The organism is Pseudomonas sp. MPR-R2A5, from assembly GCF_058793055.1.
Map to the genome: position 1 here is coordinate 45,064 of NZ_JBXAFK010000047.1, position 19,898 is coordinate 64,961.

Genomic DNA, 19,898 nt, shown 5'->3' on the forward strand with positions numbered 1-19,898 from the left:
TAACCTTTCACGAAAGTGGAAAGGTTCATGGAAGCATCGCCCGCGGCCTCGCTGGCGCTAACTATTTGTTAGGTGGGCCGCGCGGGTGCGCAATGTTTCATCCAGGCACTTGTTGTAGTCCAGCCAGGCCGCCAGCAACGCCATGATCAACACGCCCGATAGCGCACTGAACAACTGCATGGCCAGCGCGTCGCCGGCCAGGGCATTGAGCATGTCAGCCAGCGGTGCCAACAGCACCCCCAGGCAGAACACCTCCAGGGAATAACGGCCCATGCGGCAGCACTGCTGCGCCAGCCAATGGTGGGCCCAGCGGTCATGGGGCAAGAGTTTGGCCGTGACATAAGCCAGGGCCAAAAAGTGCAAGAGACGCACGGGCGACAGGTCGGTTTTGCTGATGGGGTACAGCAGGTCGCCGAGTGCCGCTGGCATCAGGGCGTCATGGAACTCGGGCCAGCGCCAGGAGAGGGTCAGGAGCCCGGCCAGCAGCAAGTAGAGGGCGGCTGCGACAAACAAGGGCTGACGAAGCCGACCCTGTGTTTGCGCCGGGTGCGGCTGGCTGGCATGGATCGCCGCAGCGCCGCCGAGCACAAACAGCAACTGCCAGGTGACGGGGTTGAAGTACCACACACCGTCGGCAATCGCCCGCAGATTCCAGCCCAAATGCGGGGCCAGCAGGTAGACCGCCAGCGACACACTGACTACCGCCCACGTATTGCGCAGCAACAGCGGGAGCACCAGCGGCAACCCCGCCAGCAGCACGATATACAACGGTAGCGGGTCCATCAGGTTGGGCTTGAAGCGCAGCAACAGTTCATCGGTGAGGGCTTGCTGCGGGTGGGTGACGAAGTGCGTCAGGCCCATTTCTTCGACCAGGTCGCGGGTCTCCACATGGCTGTTGGCGAAGAAGACGATGCCCATCAGCATCGCCAACAGGAAGATATGCACCACGTACAACACCCAGGCGCGGCGCAGGATTTTCAACGAAGCCAGCCAGTAGCCGTCGCGTCGCAGGATCTTGCCGTAGGCCAGCACGGCGGCGTAACCGGCGAGGAACACAAACACTTCTGCCGCGTCGCTGAATCCGAAATTGCGCAGGGTGATTTGGCCGAGAGGGTTGTGGGGGACGTGATCCCAGAAAATGAAGATCAACGCCAGGCCCCGAAAAAAATCGATGCGTGGGTCGCGTCCGTTCAGCATGGCAGCGGGCTCTTGAACAATAGGTTTAGTAATGACCGGCGCAGGTGGGAGTTGTCATACGCCGCACGTCGGGCGGGCGCAGGTTGGCGGTATTTGTAAGCAATTGCAAAGGCTGGGTATTTCTGAATGTCTCAAGTCTACGGGTGGGCTACCTGTTAAGTCTGACAGTAGACGTATCGCGTTTGCCGTGGCCTGCTGGAACGGGACGCGACAGGGCAACGGTATGACCAGACTGTGGAAGGGATTCTCCCGCTATACGGCAATTGGTATCGCCAATACGGTGATCCATTGGCAGCTGTTTTTTGTCTTCAGGGTGGCGTTTGAACTCAATCAGGCTGCGAGCAACTTTTTCGCGTTTTGCGCCGCTGCGTCCTTCTCCTTCTATTTGAATGCGATTTACACCTTTGCCATGCCGGTGTCGCTGCCGCGTTATGCACTGTTCATGCTGTGCATGGGAGGGGTGAGCCTGGCCGTGGGTTGGCTTGCCGATCGCTGGCGCCTGCCGGGGCTGGTCACGGTGGTGGCGTTCTCGCTGGTGAGCCTGGTGTGCGGTTTCCTGCTGTCGAAGTGGGTGGTGTTTCGTGAGCGTGGGCAATGAAACTCTCTCTGGTGGTGCCGCTGTTTAATGAAGAGCAGGCGGTGAAAGTGTTTTACCAGGCTGTTCGACAAGAGCCCGCATTGCGCGATTACACGGTCGAGATCGTATTTATCAACGACGGCAGCACCGATCGCACCGCCGAAAACACCCGGGCGATCGCCTTGGTCGACCACGACGTGGTGTTGATCAATTTATCGCGTAACTTCGGCAAGGAAGCAGCACTGTTCGCCGGGCTTGAACATGCCAGGGGAGACGCCGTCATCCCCATGGATGTCGACCTGCAAGACCCGGTCGAAGTGATCCCGCAACTGCTGGCCGAATGGCAGAAAGGCGCGGATGTGGTGCTGGCCAAGCGCCGGGACCGCTCCACTGACGGCTACCTCAAGCGTCACAGTGCATCGCTGTTCTATCACCTGCTCAACCATATCGCTTATCCCCACATCGAGGAAAACGTCGGCGACTTCCGGTTGATGGACCGCAAGGTCGTGGACGTGATCAAGGCCCTGCCCGAACAGCAGTTGTTCATGAAAGGCGTGTTGTCCTGGGCCGGTTTTGACGTGGCCATCGTCGAATACAACCGCGCCCCGCGTGTAATTGGCCAGAGCAAGTTCAACGCCTGGAAACTGTGGAACCTCGCGCTGGATGGCATCACCTCGTTCAGCACCTTGCCCCTGCGGTTATGGAGCTATATCGGTGGCTGTATTTCGCTGCTGGCATTGGTGTATGCCGGGTACCTGGTGCTCGACAAAGTGCTGTTCGGCAATGCGGTGCCGGGGTATCCGTCGTTGATGACGGCGATCTTGTTCTTGGGCGGCGTGCAACTGATTGGGATTGGGATATTGGGCGAGTATGTGGGGCGGATTTATATGGAGGCCAAGCATAGGCCGAGGTATGTGGTGAAGGACGTGATACGGAGCAGAGCGACCGAGGAGGGCATGCGTCATGTGGAATGAACCGGTATTGACTAAAAAACAGGTGGTGGTGTTCTTCAGTGTGGTTTCACTGATTTATGTGTACCCCGTCATTCGCGCGGACTATGCCTATATCGATGACAGTTGGCGCTCTTTATTACTGGCGGGAGACGGTTGGAAAAATCAGGGACGAATCTTGCTTGAAGTGCTGCATAAGTTTTTAACCTTCACCGGCGGCACCACCAATATATTTCCTTTGCCATTATTGATTTCTGTATTTGCCATGGTTTTGGCTATGACACGCCTGACGTGCTGGTATTTTCCGACGCCAAGTTGGGTTGCCTGTCTGGTGGTATTGCCTGTTCTATGTAATCCGTTCTTTCTGGGTAATATCGCCTATCAATACGATGGTCCTGGAATGATACTGGCGGTGGCGGCGGTTATTTATGCGATCACCTGTACAGTCGAAAACGTGTTTCTGCGCGGGTTGGTGGCGGCAGTGTCGATGGCTGTAACGCTGGCGTTATATCAGTTGACGATTACCCTGTTCATCGGCCTTTGCTGTATTGAGTGCTTGTGGGGGGTGAGAAACAGGATCGAGGTCAATAGCATCCTGTATACATTGCTCCAGCGCGGGTTGCAGTTGCTCTGCGCAGGCTTGATCTACTATCTGACGGCTTATCAGTTCATCACCAGTCATCGCGGTGACAGTATCCTGTTCGACGCGAACTGGCTCAGTGTCGTACAAAGAAAGTTCCTATTTTCCATGGGCAGTATTTATTCACTGGCGAATCCCTGGAACGCTGCTTTGTTTGTGGGTTTGCTGGTTGTCGCGAGCGTGGGGTTATTATCCTGGCTTGCAAGTATCGCTACGCTGCAAGGCCGTCCGCTGGGGAAAATAGTGGTCTTGATTGCGTGCCTGGGCGTTCTACCGGTTTTGTTGTTATGTGTGCCAGGGGCTATCTTGTTTTTGGCCGAACCTAACTTGGATGCCAGAAACTATATTGGTTTTTCTGCCGTGTTGGTTTTGTTGCTGTTACTGAGTTACGACGTATTAGGCCGGGTCTGGAAACCATTGCGCGTGCTGTTAGTGATGCCGGTGCTGTTCATGTTTTCATTCTGCTACGCCTTTGGGCAGGTATTAATAGCCAAAAAAGAGCTGGAGACGGCCGTGGCCCAATACATTGCCTATGACATTGTTGCTCACGAGTCACTGAGCGCCGCACCGATTTTTTATTATGTCGGTCCCCTAACGGCGGGTAACTGGTTGCCACGAGGTCACGCGGCAATGACGTACATGCCATCCCTGAGGTATCTATTGAGTGATGCTAATACCTTGCTGCATCCTCAATTCATGACCCGGTTAGGCATCAATAATGTGGTGGAGGGTGACCGGGAGAATTTTGAGGCTGCCATCGCTGCTGGCAATCGCTATAGCCGAGTGGTGGACAGAAAGTTCTATTCGATTTACCTGACGGAGCAGGGCGGTTTTATTGTGTTCAAGGAAATTCTCGACCCTGAAGACTACACCCTGCAACTCAATGAAAAATGAGCGCAGGCATGGGCGCCGAAAGCCGGCGTCCATGCCTCTTTAAGCGGCCGCCACCTCATGGGCCTCAAAACTATCCGCCCGCGCCATCTGCCACATGCGCGAATAAAACTCGCCGTTCACTTCCCCAGTCAGCAACTCCCCCGGCTTGAGGAACACATGCAACTGCGAGAACAGCTTGATCTCGGTGGCCGACATGCGTCGCACCAAGTGCTTGGCTGACAGCTGCGACGGATGGTCCAAACCCGCGGCAGCGAGCATTTCGGCGAGGGCCTTGAGGGTGTTGCGGTGGAAGTTGAATACGCGCTGGGCCTTGTCCGGTACCACCAGGGCGCGTTGGCGCAGTGGGTCCTGGGTGGCGACGCCGGTCGGGCATTTGTTGGTGTGGCAGCTTTGCGACTGAATGCAGCCGATGGCGAACATGAAGCCCCGCGCCGAGTTGGCCCAGTCAGCCCCGATGGCCAGCACGCTGGCGATATCGAATGCGCTGACGATCTTGCCGCTGGCGCCCAGCTTGATCTTGTCGCGCAGGTTCAGGCCCACCAGGGTGTTGTGTACGAACAGCAAGCCATCACGCAGCGGTACGCCGATATGGTCGGTGAACTCCACGGGCGCGGCGCCGGTGCCGCCTTCCTTGCCGTCGACCACGATAAAGTCCGGGAGGATGCCGGTCTCCAGCATGGCCTTGGCGATGCCCATGAATTCCCACGGGTGGCCCAGGCAGAACTTGAAGCCCACCGGTTTGCCGCCGGACAGTTCGCGTAACTGGGCGATGAACTGCATCAACTCGATCGGTGTGGAGAACGCGCTGTGGCGCGAGGGCGAGACGCAGTCTTCGCCCATCAGGATGCCGCGTGTCTCGGCGATCTCCTGGGTCACTTTGTGCTTGGGCAGGATACCGCCATGGCCGGGCTTGGCACCCTGGCTCATCTTGATTTCGATCATGCGCACTTGCGGGTTCTGCGCCTGTGCGGCGAAGCGTTCTGGGTCGAAGCGGCCGTCACTGGTGCGGCAGCCGAAGTAGCCGCTGCCCAGCTCCCAGGTCAGGTCACCGCCGTTTTCACGGTGATAGGGGCTGATGCTGCCTTCGCCGGTGTCATGGGCGAAATTGCCCAGCTTGGCGCCCTGGTTGAGCGCGCGGATCGCGTTGGCGCTCAGGGAGCCGAAGCTCATCGCCGAGATGTTGAACACCGACGCGGAATAGGGCTGCGTGCATTGCGGGCCGCCGACCATCACGCGAAAGGTGCTGGGGTCGCTCAGTGGCGCCGGACGCATGGAGTGGCCGATAAACTCAAAGCCCGACTGGTACACATCGATCAGGGTGCCGAAGGGTTTGTCGGCGGTTTCATTCTTGGCCCGTGAGTAGACCAGCGAGCGCTGGGCGCGTGAGAAGGGCAGGGCGTCGCTGTCGGATTCCAGCAGGTACTGGCGGATTTCCGGGCGAATCGCCTCCACCAGGTATCGGATATTGCCCAGGATCGGGTAGTTGCGGCGCACCGCGTGGGGGCTTTGCAGCAGGTCGAACAGGCCGATCAGACTGAGGATGCCGGTGACTATCGTGATGGGCCACAGCCATTCATATTCGATAAAAGGCAGGCTGGCGAGGGTGAAAATGACGCATACGGCAAAGAAGGCGTAACGGCTTAGCAAGGACAGGCTCATACGGTTACCTTGGGTTCGGACTCTTCAGGTCGGTGCCGCATTCTGCTCCCGGAGGGAAAGCCTGGACAACCGCCAAGCGCATTCAGCGTCTGAGCTGTCTCGGGATGGCGGGGCCAAGCGCATGCAGGCGGCGGCTGTCGGTGACCTCAAAGGTGGCTTGATTGTCGGTCGTGGAACTGCCGCCGACGAATAGGGTGAATGTGCCGGCTTCGACCACGGGCAACAAGTCATCGTCGAGCAGGGCAAAGTCTTCCTGGCCAAGGGTGAACTCCATGATCCGGGCTTCGCCAGGGGCCAGGTGTACTTTGCGAAAGCCTCGCAGTCGGCGGACCGGGCGCGCCACGCTGGCGACATCATCGCGTAGATAGAGTTGGACGATTTCGTCTCCCGCCCGCTGGCCCGTATTGGTCACCGTGACACGGACGTTCAAGGACTGGGTCGAGGCGAGGCGTTCGGTGCTCAGTTGGGGGGCCGAGTAGGCGAAGGTGGTGTAGCTCAAACCAAAACCAAAGGCATACGCGGGCGTCGAGGGCAAATCCAGGTAGGTGGATTCGTACGGGTTTTGGCCTGTGGCCGGGCGCCCGCTGTTCCTGTAGCCATAGTAGATGGGGACTTGCCCCACACTGCGGGCAAAGGTGATGGGCAGCTTGCCGCTGGGGTTTACATCGCCAAACAGCACGTCGGCCACACCCTGCCCCATTTCACTGCCAAGGAACCAGGACTCCAGAATGGCCGTTGCCTGTTGGGCGCTGTTCGAGAGCGACAGCGGGCGACCGTTCATCAGGATGATCACCACGGGCTTGCCGGTTTCCAGCAGCGTTTGCACGAGCGCGTCCTGGGCGCCGGGCAGGCCAAGGTCGGCGCGACTGGCGGCTTCTCCACTCATGTCGGCGGTTTCGCCGAGTACGGCCACCACCACATCGGCCTTCTGGGCGGCCTGTTGTGCCGCTGCTATGCCTTGGGTGTCCAGGCTGGTAGGCGATGCTCCGGGGACGTAGGTCACTTGGGTGGCAGGGGAGACAGTGCGCTGTATGCCTTCCAGTATCGTCACGCTGTCATTGGCATTTCCAGCCAAGGCCCAAGCGCCCAACGTGGCTTGGGCATCCGTGGCCAGGCTGCCCACCACCAGCAACGAGTGCAGGTCCTTGGGCAAGGGGAGCAGCGCGCCTGAATTTTTCAGCAGGACGATGGATTTCTGTGCCGCCTCGCGAGCCAGGGCACGGGTTTGCGGGGTCAGGGTCTGGGCGCGTTCTCGAGCAGGGTCGCTGTAGCGATAGGGATTTTCGAACAGGCCCAGCCGCTGCTTGGCCCTGAGGATATGGCGTACGGCCTCATCCACGGTGGTCAGCGACACTTGGCCGTTGCGCACCAGGTCGGGCAGGTTTCGGCTATAGGACTGGCTGACCATGTCAATCTCGACACCGGCGTTCAATGCCTTGCGCGTGGCATCCGCTGGACTGGCCGCCACGCCATGGGGGATGAGTTCATGCACGCCCATCCAGTCGCTGACGATGATTCCGGTAAACCCCCATTGGCCGCGTAACAGACCTTTGAGGAGGGGCCCGTTGCTGTGCATGGGAACCCCCGCGAGTTCCTCGAACCCTGGCATCACGGCATCCGCGCCGGCCTCTACGGCCGCCTGGAACGGCGGCAGGTAGACCTCTTGCAAGGTGCGTTGTGACAGGTCGGCGCTGTTGTAGTCACGTCCGCCTTCGGCGGCGCCGTAAGCGACAAAATGTTTGGCGGTGGACAGCATGAAGGACGTGTTGGGTGGCCCATCGCCGTGAGTCCCTCGGACTCTTGCCACCGCCAGTGCCGAACCCAGGAACGGGTCTTCCCCGGCCCCCTCGACCACCCGCCCCCAGCGTGGGTCGCGGGTGATATCGAGCATGGGGGCAAAGGTCCAATGCAGGCCGCTGGCCGAAGCCTCCATGGCGGCTGCACGGGCAGTGCGTTGCGACAAGTCGGGGTCCCAGGCCGCCGCCTCGGCCAAGGGCACCGGGAATAGGGTGCGAAAACCGTGGATCACATCAAATGCAAACAACAGCGGGATATGCAGGCGCGAGCCTTCTACGACGCTCTGCTGCAATTGTCGGGTCCGTTCGGCACCGTAGATGCCGAGCACCGAGCCCACAGTCTGCATCGGCGGGTGGGTCAGGCTGCCCTGGTCAATCACCGGGCCGGTGACGGTGTCCACTGTCGCCAACTGGGTGAGCTGGTCAGCTTTTTCCTCTAGCGTCATTTGCGCCAGCAGCAGTTCAACCGGGTCAGTCTGTGCCGAGGCCGATAGCGCAAGGCAGACGAGTAGCAATGCCACGAGACGAATAGCCATGACAGCCTTCCCTGGCGGACAGTGTTTTTTGAGTGTCCAACGGGTGGGCGAAGCCGTCTACTGTCAGAAATGACAGTGCGGGACGGTTTTTTGAGTGGCGTCTGCCGGCGTGGGGTGAGTGGGCGGGGCCGGCTCCTGCTGTTGCCGGTCATTGGTCTTGTGGCGGCTTGTGGTTGAGGGGCCGCCTCGATCGCGTGGCGATTTACCTAGGCTTGGTTTGCGCTTTGGCGTTATTGCAATCGATCTAAAAAAGCCGAGCTGTACGGGGCGACTAGGCTGTTTGCCGAATGGGCAGCACCACCCGGAAGGTGGTGCCTTTGCCCACTTCGCTGCTGACCGTAATAGTCCCGTGATGTTTCTTCACAATCCCATACGACAGCGAGAGCCCCAGCCCCGTCCCTTCACCCACCGGCTTGGTGGTGAAGAACGGGTCGAAAATCTTTTGCAGGGCCTGCGGGGCAATCCCGCAGCCGTTGTCCGCGATTTCCAGCCAGATGGTGTCGCCTTCCACGCCGGTGCTCAGGGTGATGGTGCCGCGCTCCGGCCCCATGGATTGGGCCGCATTGATCACCAGGTTCATCACCACCTGGTTGAGCTGCGAGGCCAGGCACTCGATGTCCGGCAAGGGCTGGTAGTGCTTGACCACATCGGCCTTGTACTTGAGTTCACTGGCGACGATGTTCAGCGTCGAGTCGATGCCTTGTTGCAGGTTGGCCCACTGCCAGGTCTGGTCGTTGTCCACCCGTGAAAAGTTTTTCAGGTCCCTGACGATCTGCACCACGCGGTTGATGCCTTCCTTGGATTCATGGATCAGGATCGGAATATCCTCCTTGAGAAAATCCAGCTCCAGGCTTTCGCGCAAAGCCTTGAGCTGATCACGCTGCTCGCCCGATTCGATCATCTCCTCAGCCTGCCGGTAAGCGCCCAGCATCTGTTGCAGTTGGCTGAAGTAGCTGTCGAGGGTATTGAGGTTGGACGAGATAAACCCCACCGGGTTATTGATCTCATGCGCGACCCCCGCTGCCAGTTGCCCAAGCGACGCCAGCTTTTCCGACTGCACCAGTTGGCTTTCCAGGTGTTTGCGTTCGTCGATTTCGATTTGCAGCGCCTCGCTGGCGTGGGTCAGCGCCTGGGTGCGCTGCACCACCAATTGTTCCAGGTGGCTGTTTTGCAGCGAGGCACGGCGGGCCATGTCCCATTTGTTGGTCAGGGTGTTGGCCATCTGCTGGACTTCGATGTTGTCGAAGGGTTTTTTCAGGATCAGCAGGCGGTCATGGGCTTGCAGCCGGGCGAGCAAATCTTCCCAGGAATAATCCGAATACGCCGTGCACACCACCACTTGCAGGCCGGGGGCGACTTTCCATAGCTCCTCGATCGTCTTGGCACCGTCCCAGCCCTGGGGCATGCGCATATCGACAAAGGCCAATGCATAGGGAAGTTGCTTGGCCATGGCGGTGACGAGCAATGCCAGTCCCTCTTCGCCGCCATAGGCCGAGTCCAGCTCGAATGCCGGGGCGGCCGGTTGGGTACTGTCGCCGAACAGGGCTGACTCCATTTCATCGAGCACCTGGTTGGTCTCGATCGGCGGCGTCAGGATCTTGCGAAAATCGTCGTGGATCGACGGCGTGTCATCGATCAGCAAAATGCGCCGGTTAGGTGGTTGGTTCATGACTGACTTCCGGCCGGGTAAGAGGAATCTTCAAGGTGAATATAGCGCCTTGGCCCGGCCCATCGCTGTGGGCGCTGAGCTGGCCGTTCATTTCCAGGGCGGCCAGGGCACAGCTGTGCAAGCCGAAGCCGTGGCCTTCCTTGCGGGTGGTAAAGCCGTGGGTGAAGATCCGTGTCATGTTCTCTGCGGGTATACCTTCGCCGTCGTCCTTGACGCTGATCTGCAAGGTGTCGCCATCCACGGGCGTGACGGACAGGGTGATGCGGCGTGGCCGGTCGCTCAGGTTGGCCATGGCGTACTTGGCGTTGCTGATCAGGTTGACCATGATCAGCAACAGGCGATGTTTGTCCCCCAGGATCTGCGGCACGGCTGCGTACTCCTTGATCACCGTGACGTTATGACGGCTCAGGGCGCCTGCGTTCATGCGCAAGGCATCTTCCATCAAGGCACTGATATCCAGCGGCTCCAGCAGGCTGGATGCGCCCGCATAGGATTGCTGGGTGGAGACGATGTCCTTGATGTGGTCGACGCTCTTGCTCAGTTGTGCCAGCTCGTCTGTAAGCCCTTGCTGTTCAACGGCAATGGCGTTTACCAGTTGGTTCAGGTAGCCGGGCAACAGCTTGCCCTTTTCATCTTCGGTGAGGAAGGTGCCGAGGTCACCCTGGTGCTCGTTGATCAATTGCATGGCCTTGCCCAGGCCCTGTGCCTTGCTGCTGCGCAGTTTACGGGCAACCAGGTCGGCGGAGATGTTCACGCTGTTGAGCACGTTGCCGACGTTGTGCAGCACATTGGTCGCGATCTCGGCCATGCCGGCCTGGCGGGCATTGTCCATCAGCTCGCTCTGGGCATCCTTGAGCTGTTGAGTGCGCCGCTCGACGCGTTGTTCCAGGGTTTCGTTGGCGGCCTGCAAGGCGCGATTGACGCGGTTTATCTCGGCGACGCTGCGCAGCAGTCGAATCGCCAGGTACAGCAACAAGGCGACCAGCAGGGTCGAGAACACCAGCAGGTAGCGATGGTATTTCTGGTCGATGCGGTCGGCGGCCTGTTGATCCTGATTGAGGTGGGTGGTCAGTTCATCCAGGCGTTCGGCCACCGGGATGGCGGCGATCTGTTCGAGCAAGGTGTTGACCACCGGCTGCTCGCGCAAAATCAGTTCGATGTGATTGCTCAAAATGTCCACGGGGGCCTGGAACGCGCTGGGCAACAGTTCTTTGTTGACGTTCAGCTTGCCCAGGCCGACGAGGATGTCGGCGGCACGCTCGTCACTGGTGATCTGGGCGAACTCCATGCTGCTGAGCAGCAAGTCGTAGGTGTCGGTGGCCACGCTTTGCAGTTGCAGTTTGGCGGGCCCGTTCACCTGGTTGAACTGCGCCTGGATATCGTCTTCGGCCGTCGGCAGGAAGGCCAGGGAGTTACGCAACACCGCATTGTGGGATTTGAACTGGTCGACCCGCCGGGCTTTTTCCTGGATCGCCTCCCGGTAGGCTTGTTGGCTGGCTTGCCAGGCGCGCAGGTCTTCAGGGTTGTGGTACGAGTCATGTGCTTCCAGCTCGGCCCACAGCTGGGTCATTTTTGTGAGGGGCGTCACCAGCGGGTCGTAATTGTGGGTGATGGCGATCCTGGCCTTGAGCACCTCGCTGTCCCACTGTGCGTTGAGTTGCTGCAACTGGCGGATCAGGTCGCGTGACTGGGTGTAGGAGGCGGCCTGGTCGTTGGAGGACTTGATGTACAGAAAGACCAGTATCGAGGCCAGCAACATCGTCATGCACCCCAGGAACAATTGGCTGGCGCGGCGGCGGGAGAGGGTCATGATGGTCGGCTCATAGCGGTTTACCTGCCCATTCGCCGGTCAGTGTCTTGAGAAACTGGATGATCAGGTCTTTATCCTCCGCGGACGGGATACGGCCCAACTGGTACTTGAACATCACGTCGACGGCTTCCTCCAGGGTCTTGGCCGAGGCGTCGTGGAAATAGGGGGCCGTGACCGCGACATTGCGCAGGCTCGGCACCTTGAACACGTGACGGTCCTCTTCATCCTGGGTCAACAGGTAGCGCCCCAGGTCCGACTCGACAGGGTTGCCGCGCGCCTTGAAGTAGTCGCCCATCACACCGAACTTCTGGAACATATTGCCGCCGATGTTGATCCCCTGGTGGCAGGCAATGCAGCCGTAGTCCTTGAAGCGCTGGTAGCCGTACTTTTCCTGGATCGTCAGGATCTCGGTGTTGCCCAGCAGGTATTGGTCAAAGCGCGAATTCGGGGTGAGCAGGGTTCGCTCATAGATGGCCAGGGCGTTTTGTACATTGGCCGCAGTCACGCCATCGGGATACGCGCCTTTGAACGCCGCCTGGTAAGCGGGCAGGGCGGAGAGGTTCTGCACCACGGTTTTCCAGTCGTTGCCCATTTCCACCGGGCTGATGACCACTTGTTCGATCTGCGCCTCCAGCGTGTCCACCCGGCCATTCCAGAACTGCTTGAAGTTCAGGCTGGCGTTGAACACCGTTGGGGTGTTGATCGCCACGGGCTTACCGTCGAAGCCCAGGGAGAACGGCTTGTTGTCGGCACCACCGGATTCCAGGCGATGACAGCTGGCACATGACAGGGTGTTATTGACCGACAGGCGCGGCTCGTTGAACAACTGGCGGCCCAGTTCGACCTTGGCCGGGTCGAGTTCCGGAACCGGCGGTAACGGTTTGAGCGCTTCGTCCAGCGGCGCCGCCACCAGCGGGGCTCCTGCGCCCATCCATAACGTGAGCAGGAGGCCAAGACGGTAAATTGGAACTTCGCTCAAGCGAGCACTCCTTGCAGGCACGGGGCTATTGACGGGGCATCAGCGAGTCGCAACCCACCCGCAGCAACTGGGCAAAGTCCTTCGCGGGCAGGGCCTGGCTGAACAGATACCCCTGGCCCTCTTCACATTGGAGCGCCTTGAGGACATTCAACTGTTCGATGGTTTCCACCCCTTCGGCGATGATGTTCAACTCCAGGCTCTTGCCCAGGGCGATGATAGCGCTGATCAGCTGTTTGTCCCGGCTGTTTACAGTCAAGCCGTGCACGAATGATTGATCGATCTTCAGCACATCGATGGGGAAACGGCGCAGGTAGCTGAGGCTGCAGTAACCGGTGCCGAAATCATCCAGCGCCAGGCGCACCCCCATGGCCTTGATTTTCTGCAGGGTTTCGACGGTGTCGTCGACATTCTGCATCAGCACGCTTTCGGTGATCTCCAGCTCCAGCTGGGCGGGCGGCAGGCCGGTTTGCTCAAGGATGGCGGCCAGGTTAGCGACAAAATCCCGCTGGCGGAAGTCGAGGGCCGAGATGTTCACAGAGATGCACAGGGGAAACTGGCCCATCGAGCGCCAGGCCTGTGCTTGCGTGCAGGCTTGGCGCAACACCCATTGGGTGAGGGGGATGATCAGGCCACTGTCTTCGGCAACGGGTATGAAATCGGCTGGGCCGATCCAACCCGATTGCGGTTGAAACCAGCGTAAGAGTGCCTCGGCCCCGACGATGCGGCCGGATGTCAAATCCAGCTTGGGTTGGTAGTGCAGCACAAACTCATCGCGTTCCAACGCCTGGTGCATCGCGCTTTCCAGGTCTTGCTGGTGCCGGGCGCGCAGGTTCATGTCCTCGGTATAAAACCTGAAGTCGTCCGGGCCATGTTCCTTGCTGGCGTGCATGGCGGTTTCCGCGTGCTTGATCAGCTCGACCGCCGTACCGCTGTCATTGGGATAAATACTGATGCCCAGGCTCGCGGTGACGCTCAGGTCATGGCTCGCGATATGCCGGGTGATGTTGATCGCCTTGAGCAATTTTTGTGCGACGTGCTGGGTTTGCCGAGGGTGCTGAATATCGTTGAGCACGATGACGAACTCGTCGGAGCCATACCGGAACACCGAATCCGACTCACGCACCGCTGCCACCAGGCTTTGGCTGACATGCTTGAGCACCTCGTCACCCACGGGATAACCCAGGGCGTTGTTGATGCGCTTGAACCGGTCCAGGCCAATGAAGATGACGGCCAGTTGAGTGTCGTGACGCCTGCCGAGGGCAATGGCCTGGGTCAATCGGTCGCCCAGCAGCGTGCTGTTGGGCAACTCGGTCAGCGCGTCGTATTGCAACAGGTGCGACACCTTCAGCAGTTCCTGCACCCGTTCTTCAATGGTGCGCTCCAGGCCAATGACCTTGAGTGCGACGTCCTGGGCGAGCTGCCATTTCCAGGTGAGAGCGCTGGCCATCTGGCGTATTTCCAGGTGGTCGAACGGCTTTTTCAGGATCAACAGTTGGTCGTTGTACTTCAACCGCGCTTCGATCGCTTCAAAGGAGTAGTCGGAATAAGCCGTACACAGGGCAATTTGCAGGTGGGGGTCGACGTTCCACAGTTGTTCAATGGTTTGCAGGCCATCCCAGCCAGGCGGCATGCGCATGTCGATGAACACCATGGCATACGGGGCGTGGGCCGCCAGGGCTTGGTTGACCAGGGCAAGCGCCTCCTGGCCCTGGTAGGCGGAGTCCAGCTCGAAGGCCTGGCGCAGCACTGGCGCGGTGCCGAACAGGGTTTCCTCGAGGCTGTCCATGGACGGCTCGCCGTTTGGATCGGCACACAGGATCTTGCGGAAGTCCTCATGGATCGAGGCCGAGTCATCGACGATCAGAATGCGACGGTTGGCCCGTCCTGAATCCGGGCTCATGGCGCACTCCCCAACTGCAAACGACTCGACGACATAACGACCCCTTCCCTGAGACTACGTTTAAGCACAGTGTTGGCCTTCGGTGACAGCATAGTCGAGCGCGCTTGAATTTGATGGCCAGTTGGCGTCAAATCACCCCGGTTCCTGCTGCACGATAGGCAACGCCAGTCGACCTGGCATCCGGTGACGGGTCAAGGTGTGACATAAGGGTTCAAGTTCGCTCAATTTTGTTTTATTCGAAGGCAGAGTCGCCATGGACGCACAACTCGCTACGACATCGCCCTATAAACCCACCATTCTGCTGGTTGACGACGAAAAATCGATCCTCAACAGCCTGCGTCGCCTCCTGCGCGGTCAACCCTACGAGGTCATGCTGGCAACCAGCGGCGCCCAGGCCCTGGACATCATGGCGGCCCATCCCATCGACCTGGTGATGAGCGATGCACGCATGCCGGGCATGAATGGGGCCGAGCTGCTGGCCAGGGTCCATCAGTTGTACCCGTCGACCGGTCGCATCCTGCTGACGGGCTACGCTGACCTGCCGACCATCGTCAAGGCGATTAACGATGGGCAGATCGATCGCTATATCAGCAAGCCCTGGAATGACGATGAGTTGCAGTTGACCCTGCGCCAGTGCGTTGAGCACCAGCGCCTGGAGCGCCTGACCCGCGACCAGAACGAGCAATTGAAAGTGCTCAATGCCACCCTGGAAAAACGCGTGGCGGCGCGCACCGCCGAGTTGCAACAGACCGCCGACATGCTCGACCTGGCCTACGACGAGCTCAAGCGCAGCTATGTGACCGGTACCGAGGTGTTTTCGCTGTTGGCCAACCTGCGCTTACCCAAGCAGAAGCAGACCAATCGCCAGTTGATCGAATTGATCCGGGTGTATTGCAAGGCCCAGGCGATCGACGAAGCCAGTGCCCGCGACCTGGCCATGGCCGCCGCGCTCTACAACATTGGCAAGTTGAGCTGGAGCGACAGCATGATGGTCGCGCCATCGGACATGCTGCACAGTACCGATCGCGAGCGTTATCGGGCCTATCCGACCCAGAGCGAGTCGTTGCTGATGACCCTGGAGCCGATGAAGGACGCGGCACGCTTGATCCGCCATCACCAGGAGCGTTGGGACGGCACCGGTTTCCCCGACCACCTCAAGGGCGAGCAGATCCCCTCGGGGTCGCGGTTGTTGAAACTGGCCGTCGACTTTATCGAGTTACAAAAGGGCTTGATCCTCGAGCGGCAGATGAACAGCGATGAAGCGCTGCTCTTCATTCGCAAATATGCCGGCAAACTCTACGACCCGGACATGCTGGAGGACTTTATCCACGCGTGCGCTGCCTTCCTCAGCGACGTGACGTTGGGCGACCCGAGCGTGAAGGCTCTGACCACCCGCGAACTGACCGAAGGCATGGTGCTGGCGCGCAATCTCAATGCCGATAACGGCATGTTGCTGCTCAACGCCGGCAAGGTGTTGAACCTGCCGCTGGTGGACAAGCTGATTGCGTTTGAAGCGATGGAAGGGGCCAAGTACACCGTGTTTATCAAAGACCCTGAAGAAGGTGCGCTGCTTTCCGATTGAGGCGCTTTCTGTGATCCTTGCGGCCCTTTCATTCGAGGCAGCCTGTACATGACCACTACGATTCGAATCGCCGCGGCCCTGCTGATCGGCGGCGACGGCCAAACCCTGCTGGTGCGCAAGCGTGGCACCCAGGCTTTCATGCAACCCGGCGGCAAGCTCGACGCCGGTGAGCAACCTGTCCAAGCCCTGGCCCGTGAGCTGTACGAAGAACTGAACCTGCAGATTGACCCCGGCGCGGCCGTGTACCTCGGCCGCTTCTCGGCCCCGGCTGCCAACGAGCCGGGTTTCACCGTGCAAGCCGAGTTGTTCCAGGTACACATTGATGTACCGGTGAGCCCCGCCGCTGAAATCGAAGAGGTGCGCTGGATTGACCCGGCCGGTGATGGCGGCCTGGCGCTGGCGCCGTTGACCCGTGACCTGATCCTGCCGTTTTATCGCGAATCCCTGGCCAGCACTGTCTGACGGGGAGAGGGGTTCAGCGCACCGCGCTGACCCCGTCCAGCGTGGAAAACGAAGTGTCCTTGGCCGTCAGCAGGAAGTCGCGCATGTATGGCGCATCCAGCATGTCCGCACGAATCCCCGCATACAACGTGGCAAACAGCCCTTTCTCGCCCAGGCGCTTGGCCTTCACGTAACCGCGCGAGCTGTATTCATGCAGCGCCCAATGGGGCATGCCGCACACGCCACGACCGCTGGCCACCAGTTGCATCATCATCACCGTCAGTTCCGAGGTCCGCACCTGGGCCGGTTCCACGTCGGCCGGCTCCAGGAAGCGGGTGAAGATGTCCAGGCGGTCACGTTCCACCGGGTAGGTGATCAGGGTTTCAGTGAGCAGGTCTTGCGGCACGATGTAGGCTTTGTTCGCCAGCGCATGCTGGTTGGCCACGGCGAGCATCGCTTCGTAAGTGAACAGCGGCACATAGGTAATGCCCGGCAGTTCCAGTGGGTCAGAGGTCACCACCAGGTCCAGGTCGCCGCGAGCCAGGGCCGGCAGGGGGGCGAAGGCAAACCCCGAGGCCAGGTCCAGTTCGACTTCGGGCCAGGCGTCGCGGAACTGGTCGATGGTCGGCATCAACCATTGGAAGCAGCTGTGGCACTCGATCGCCATGTGCAGGCGCCCGGCGGTGCCGCCGACCAACCGCGCGATATCGCGCTCGGCACCCCGCAGCAAGGGCAGGGTGGCATCGGCCAGTTGCAGCAGGCGCAGGCCGGCGCTGGTGAACCGCACGGGTTTGGTCTTGCGTACGAACAACGGCACGCCCAGGCGCTCTTCCAGCTCCTTGAACTGGTGGGACAGCGCCGATTGCGTCAGGTGCAGGCGCTCGGCGGCTTCCACCAGGCTGTCGGCTTCGCGCAGGGCGTGCAGGGTCTTGAGGTGACGGATCTCGAGCACGGGCTCTCCATGAGGATAGTTTGTGACAAGTTGCGATAGCGTGAGTTTGTCTCATGTTCGCGGGCCTGTCGACCACGACCACCGGGCACTCTTCATCAAACTGTCATGGAAGTGTGGCAGCGCGCTTGAACAAACTTCATCAGACTCGCGCTCTACTGGGGTTCTGCGTTTCGGTGTTTTTCATGCGCGTGTTGTTTTTACTGGTCGCTCTACTATTCGGCCTGCCGTCTTTTGCGGCTTCTCGATGTGATGTCAATGTCCCGACCCAAACGGTCGACCTGGCTCAGGTGAGCATCGCTTACCAGAGCATCGGCCGTGCGTCCGATCCTGCATTGCTGCTGGTGATGGGCCTGGGCGGGCAGTTGATCCACTGGCCGGATGAAGTGGTCGTCGCCCTGTGCCAGCAAGGTTTCCGGGTGATTCGCTACGACAACCGTGACGTTGGCCTGTCCACCTGGCGCCAGGCACCGGCCAGCGCCAACCTGACCTTCGAAGTGCTGCGCTACAAGCTCGGCCTGCCGGTGGCCGCGCCCTACACCCTGACCGACATGGCCGACGATGCCCTGGGCTTGATGGACGCGTTGCAGATCCGCCAATTCCATGTGCTGGGCGCGAGCATGGGCGGCATGATCGCCCAGCACCTGGCCGCCATGGCGCCGCAGCGCGTGGAAAGCCTGACGCTGATCATGACCAGCTCTGGCGCTGAAGGCTTGCCGGCCCCGAATGCAGCGCTGGTGCAGTTGTTGTCGCGACGCAGCGCGCCGAATCGTGAAGTGGCGCTGGAGCAGCAGGCGGATTTGCTCGCGGCGTTGGGTAGCCCGAACGTGAAGGATGATCGCCAGGCGTTGTTGCACCAGGCGGCGCTGTCCTACGACCGCGCCTTCAACCCGGAAGGCGTGAAGCGCCAGATCATGGCGATCCTCGCCGAACCGAGCCGCGTGCCGCTGCTCAACCAATTGCGTGTGCCGACCCTGGTGGTCCACGGCACCGCCGACCCGTTGCTGCCGGTGATGCACGGCGTGCACCTGGCGGCGCATATCCAGGGCAGCCAATTGAAGTTGATTCCCGGCATGGCCCATCGTTTCCAGGAAGCGTTCAAGGCGCCGCTGCTGACGGCGGTTCTACCGTACCTGCAAGCCCATCGCGAAGATGCTGCACATTGGGCGCAGATTGACCTGGGCGAGCCTTCGAAGGTGTTGTGACATTGGTGTATCGTGCAACTTTTGTGGCACATGAATGCCAGCGAGGTTGCCTACCATGAGTACTCCCCTGAAAATCGATTTCGTCAGCGACGTGTCCTGCCCCTGGTGCATCATCGGCCTGCGTGGCCTGACCGAAGCCCTCGACCAACTGGGCAGCGAGGTGCAGGCCGAGATCCATTTCCAGCCGTTCGAACTGAACCCGAACATGCCCGCCGAGGGGCAGAACATCGTCGAGCACATCACCGAGAAATACGGTTCCACCGCCGAACAGTCCCAGGCCAATCGTGAGCGCATCCGTGACATGGGGGCCGCGCTGGGCTTTGCCTTTCGTACCGACGGCCAGAGCCGTATCTACAACACCTTCGACGCCCATCGCCTGCTGCATTGGGCCGGGTTGGAAGGCTTGCAGTACAACCTCAAGGAAGCGTTGTTCAAGGCCTATTTCACCGATGGCCAAGACCCGTCCGACCACGCCACCCTGGCGATCATCGCCGAGAGCGTCGGCCTGGACCTCAAGCGCGCGGCCGAGATTCTCGCCAGCGACGAATACGCCGCAGAAGTCCGCGAGCAGGAGCAGTTGTGGATCTCCCGTGGCGTGACGTCGGTGCCGACCATCGTGTTCAACGATCAATACGCTGTCAGCGGTGGCCAGCCGGCCGAAGCCTTTGTGGGGGCGATTCGCCAGATCATCAACGAAGCCAAAAACTGAAGTCGAATACTGATCCAAATGTGGGAGGGGGCTTGCCCCCGATGGCTTAGTGTCAGCCACCAAAGATGTTGAATGTGCCACTGCTATCGGGGCATGGGTATCTACACAATTTCCAGTGGTCTGTGGCGAGGGAGCTTGGTCCCGTGGCGGCCTTCGGGCCGACCGCTTTTTTGGAGTTTTAGCGAGTACATATCCGTTGCTGCGGTAACGGCCGCTTATGGTTCCGCTCTTACAGCGGGTCACTTTTGGAAAGAAAGAGCCCAAAAGTAACCAAAAGGCTCTTGCCCCACCACTCGGTGCCTCGCCTAGGCTCGGCATGCCCGAACGAAGGCTTGAATCCGTGGGCCGCCGTCATGGGCCATCCCTGGCCCAGGACGGCTAACCCGGCGTCCTGCCGGGTTACCC

At 60.1% G+C, this 19,898-nt stretch carries 15 protein-coding genes; 7 read left to right on the forward strand and 8 right to left on the reverse strand.

The genetic code is table 11. The annotated features are described in order from the left end of the window. Positions 1-57: 57 nt before the first annotated feature. A complete protein-coding gene (locus AC1Q6I_RS27255; RefSeq protein ID WP_069075341.1) occupies positions 58-1,197 on the reverse strand; it encodes an OpgC family protein in 1,140 nt (379 codons plus the stop codon). 223 nt (positions 1,198-1,420) lie between these two features. On the opposite strand from AC1Q6I_RS27255, the gene AC1Q6I_RS27260 reads away from it, so the two are divergent. The 3 genes from AC1Q6I_RS27260 to AC1Q6I_RS27270 are packed head-to-tail and all read left to right on the forward strand — an operon-like array spanning position 1,421 to position 4,258. Next, positions 1,421-1,795, forward strand: a complete 375-nt coding sequence (locus AC1Q6I_RS27260) for a GtrA family protein (RefSeq protein ID WP_024073669.1) — start codon at positions 1,421-1,423, stop codon at positions 1,793-1,795. After that, the gene (locus AC1Q6I_RS27265) at positions 1,792-2,748 is read left to right on the forward strand and encodes a glycosyltransferase family 2 protein (protein WP_024073670.1); all 957 of its coding nucleotides are present in this window, start codon (positions 1,792-1,794) and stop codon (positions 2,746-2,748) included. The genes AC1Q6I_RS27260 and AC1Q6I_RS27265 overlap by 4 nt, the downstream gene beginning before the upstream one ends. Continuing rightward, positions 2,738-4,258 (forward strand): glucosyltransferase domain-containing protein, encoded by a 1,521-nt coding sequence (locus AC1Q6I_RS27270; protein WP_102624596.1) that lies wholly within the window; start codon positions 2,738-2,740, stop codon positions 4,256-4,258. The genes AC1Q6I_RS27265 and AC1Q6I_RS27270 overlap by 11 nt, the downstream gene beginning before the upstream one ends. Before the next feature lie 39 nt (positions 4,259-4,297). On the opposite strand, the gene AC1Q6I_RS27275 is transcribed toward AC1Q6I_RS27270, so the two are convergent. The 6 genes from AC1Q6I_RS27275 to AC1Q6I_RS27300 all read right to left on the reverse strand — a co-directional run bounded on the left by AC1Q6I_RS27275 (position 4,298) and on the right by AC1Q6I_RS27300 (position 14,607). Next, complete coding sequence (locus AC1Q6I_RS27275; RefSeq protein WP_024073672.1) at positions 4,298-5,917, reverse strand: FMN-binding glutamate synthase family protein; 1,620 nt, start codon at positions 5,915-5,917, stop codon at positions 4,298-4,300. Between the two features lie 82 nt (positions 5,918-5,999). Continuing rightward, positions 6,000-8,249 carry a beta-glucosidase BglX gene (gene bglX / locus AC1Q6I_RS27280; RefSeq protein ID WP_102624595.1) on the reverse strand — a complete coding sequence of 750 codons (2,250 nt, stop codon included), beginning with the start codon at positions 8,247-8,249 and terminating at the stop codon, positions 6,000-6,002. A gap of 271 nt (positions 8,250-8,520) precedes the next feature. Then, entirely contained in the window at positions 8,521-9,918 is a 1,398-nt protein-coding gene (locus AC1Q6I_RS27285; protein WP_102624594.1) for an ATP-binding protein, read from the reverse strand. Beyond that, entirely contained in the window at positions 9,902-11,728 is a 1,827-nt protein-coding gene (locus tag AC1Q6I_RS27290; protein ID WP_024073675.1) for a DAHL domain-containing protein, read from the reverse strand. Before AC1Q6I_RS27290 ends, AC1Q6I_RS27285 begins: the two co-directional genes overlap by 17 nt. A gap of 10 nt (positions 11,729-11,738) precedes the next feature. Continuing rightward, complete coding sequence (locus AC1Q6I_RS27295; protein ID WP_371858345.1) at positions 11,739-12,659, reverse strand: cytochrome-c peroxidase; 921 nt, start codon at positions 12,657-12,659, stop codon at positions 11,739-11,741. Between the two features lie 73 nt (positions 12,660-12,732). Continuing rightward, a complete protein-coding gene (locus AC1Q6I_RS27300; RefSeq protein ID WP_102624592.1) occupies positions 12,733-14,607 on the reverse strand; it encodes a putative bifunctional diguanylate cyclase/phosphodiesterase in 1,875 nt (624 codons plus the stop codon). Positions 14,608-14,860: 253 nt separating this feature from the next. On the opposite strand from AC1Q6I_RS27300, the gene nosR reads away from it, so the two are divergent. After that, positions 14,861-16,189 (forward strand): response regulator c-di-GMP phosphodiesterase, NosR family, encoded by a 1,329-nt coding sequence (gene nosR / locus AC1Q6I_RS27305; protein ID WP_102624591.1) that lies wholly within the window; start codon positions 14,861-14,863, stop codon positions 16,187-16,189. Between the two features lie 48 nt (positions 16,190-16,237). Next, on the forward strand, positions 16,238-16,651 hold the full coding sequence (locus AC1Q6I_RS27310; RefSeq protein WP_102624590.1) for an NUDIX hydrolase: 414 nt from the start codon (positions 16,238-16,240) through the stop codon (positions 16,649-16,651). Between the two features lie 13 nt (positions 16,652-16,664). Here AC1Q6I_RS27310 and metR read toward each other — a convergent pair whose 3' ends face one another. Further along, positions 16,665-17,582 (reverse strand): transcriptional regulator MetR, encoded by a 918-nt coding sequence (gene metR / locus AC1Q6I_RS27315; protein WP_102624589.1) that lies wholly within the window; start codon positions 17,580-17,582, stop codon positions 16,665-16,667. A gap of 182 nt (positions 17,583-17,764) precedes the next feature. Here metR and AC1Q6I_RS27320 point away from each other — a divergent pair, with 182 nt between their 5' ends. Both AC1Q6I_RS27320 and AC1Q6I_RS27325 read left to right on the forward strand, forming a co-directional pair. Next, complete coding sequence (locus tag AC1Q6I_RS27320; protein ID WP_102624588.1) at positions 17,765-18,784, forward strand: alpha/beta fold hydrolase; 1,020 nt, start codon at positions 17,765-17,767, stop codon at positions 18,782-18,784. 55 nt (positions 18,785-18,839) lie between these two features. Further along, complete coding sequence (locus AC1Q6I_RS27325; protein WP_024073682.1) at positions 18,840-19,493, forward strand: DsbA family oxidoreductase; 654 nt, start codon at positions 18,840-18,842, stop codon at positions 19,491-19,493. Positions 19,494-19,898: the final 405 nt, after the last annotated feature.

Coding starts and splice junctions, on each gene's coding strand:
- AC1Q6I_RS27255 (WP_069075341.1), bottom strand. CDS start 1,197: ATGCTGAACGGACGCGACCCACGCATCGATTTTTTTCGGGGCCTGGCG.
- AC1Q6I_RS27260 (WP_024073669.1), top strand. CDS start 1,421: ATGACCAGACTGTGGAAGGGATTCTCCCGCTATACGGCAATTGGTATC.
- AC1Q6I_RS27265 (WP_024073670.1), top strand. CDS start 1,792: ATGAAACTCTCTCTGGTGGTGCCGCTGTTTAATGAAGAGCAGGCGGTG.
- AC1Q6I_RS27270 (WP_102624596.1), top strand. CDS start 2,738: ATGTGGAATGAACCGGTATTGACTAAAAAACAGGTGGTGGTGTTCTTC.
- AC1Q6I_RS27275 (WP_024073672.1), bottom strand. CDS start 5,917: ATGAGCCTGTCCTTGCTAAGCCGTTACGCCTTCTTTGCCGTATGCGTC.
- bglX (WP_102624595.1), bottom strand. CDS start 8,249: ATGGCTATTCGTCTCGTGGCATTGCTACTCGTCTGCCTTGCGCTATCG.
- AC1Q6I_RS27285 (WP_102624594.1), bottom strand. CDS start 9,918: ATGAACCAACCACCTAACCGGCGCATTTTGCTGATCGATGACACGCCG.
- AC1Q6I_RS27290 (WP_024073675.1), bottom strand. CDS start 11,728: ATGACCCTCTCCCGCCGCCGCGCCAGCCAATTGTTCCTGGGGTGCATG.
- AC1Q6I_RS27295 (WP_371858345.1), bottom strand. CDS start 12,659: ATGGGCGCAGGAGCCCCGCTGGTGGCGGCGCCGCTGGACGAAGCGCTC.
- AC1Q6I_RS27300 (WP_102624592.1), bottom strand. CDS start 14,607: ATGAGCCCGGATTCAGGACGGGCCAACCGTCGCATTCTGATCGTCGAT.
- nosR (WP_102624591.1), top strand. CDS start 14,861: ATGGACGCACAACTCGCTACGACATCGCCCTATAAACCCACCATTCTG.
- AC1Q6I_RS27310 (WP_102624590.1), top strand. CDS start 16,238: ATGACCACTACGATTCGAATCGCCGCGGCCCTGCTGATCGGCGGCGAC.
- AC1Q6I_RS27320 (WP_102624588.1), top strand. CDS start 17,765: ATGCGCGTGTTGTTTTTACTGGTCGCTCTACTATTCGGCCTGCCGTCT.
- AC1Q6I_RS27325 (WP_024073682.1), top strand. CDS start 18,840: ATGAGTACTCCCCTGAAAATCGATTTCGTCAGCGACGTGTCCTGCCCC.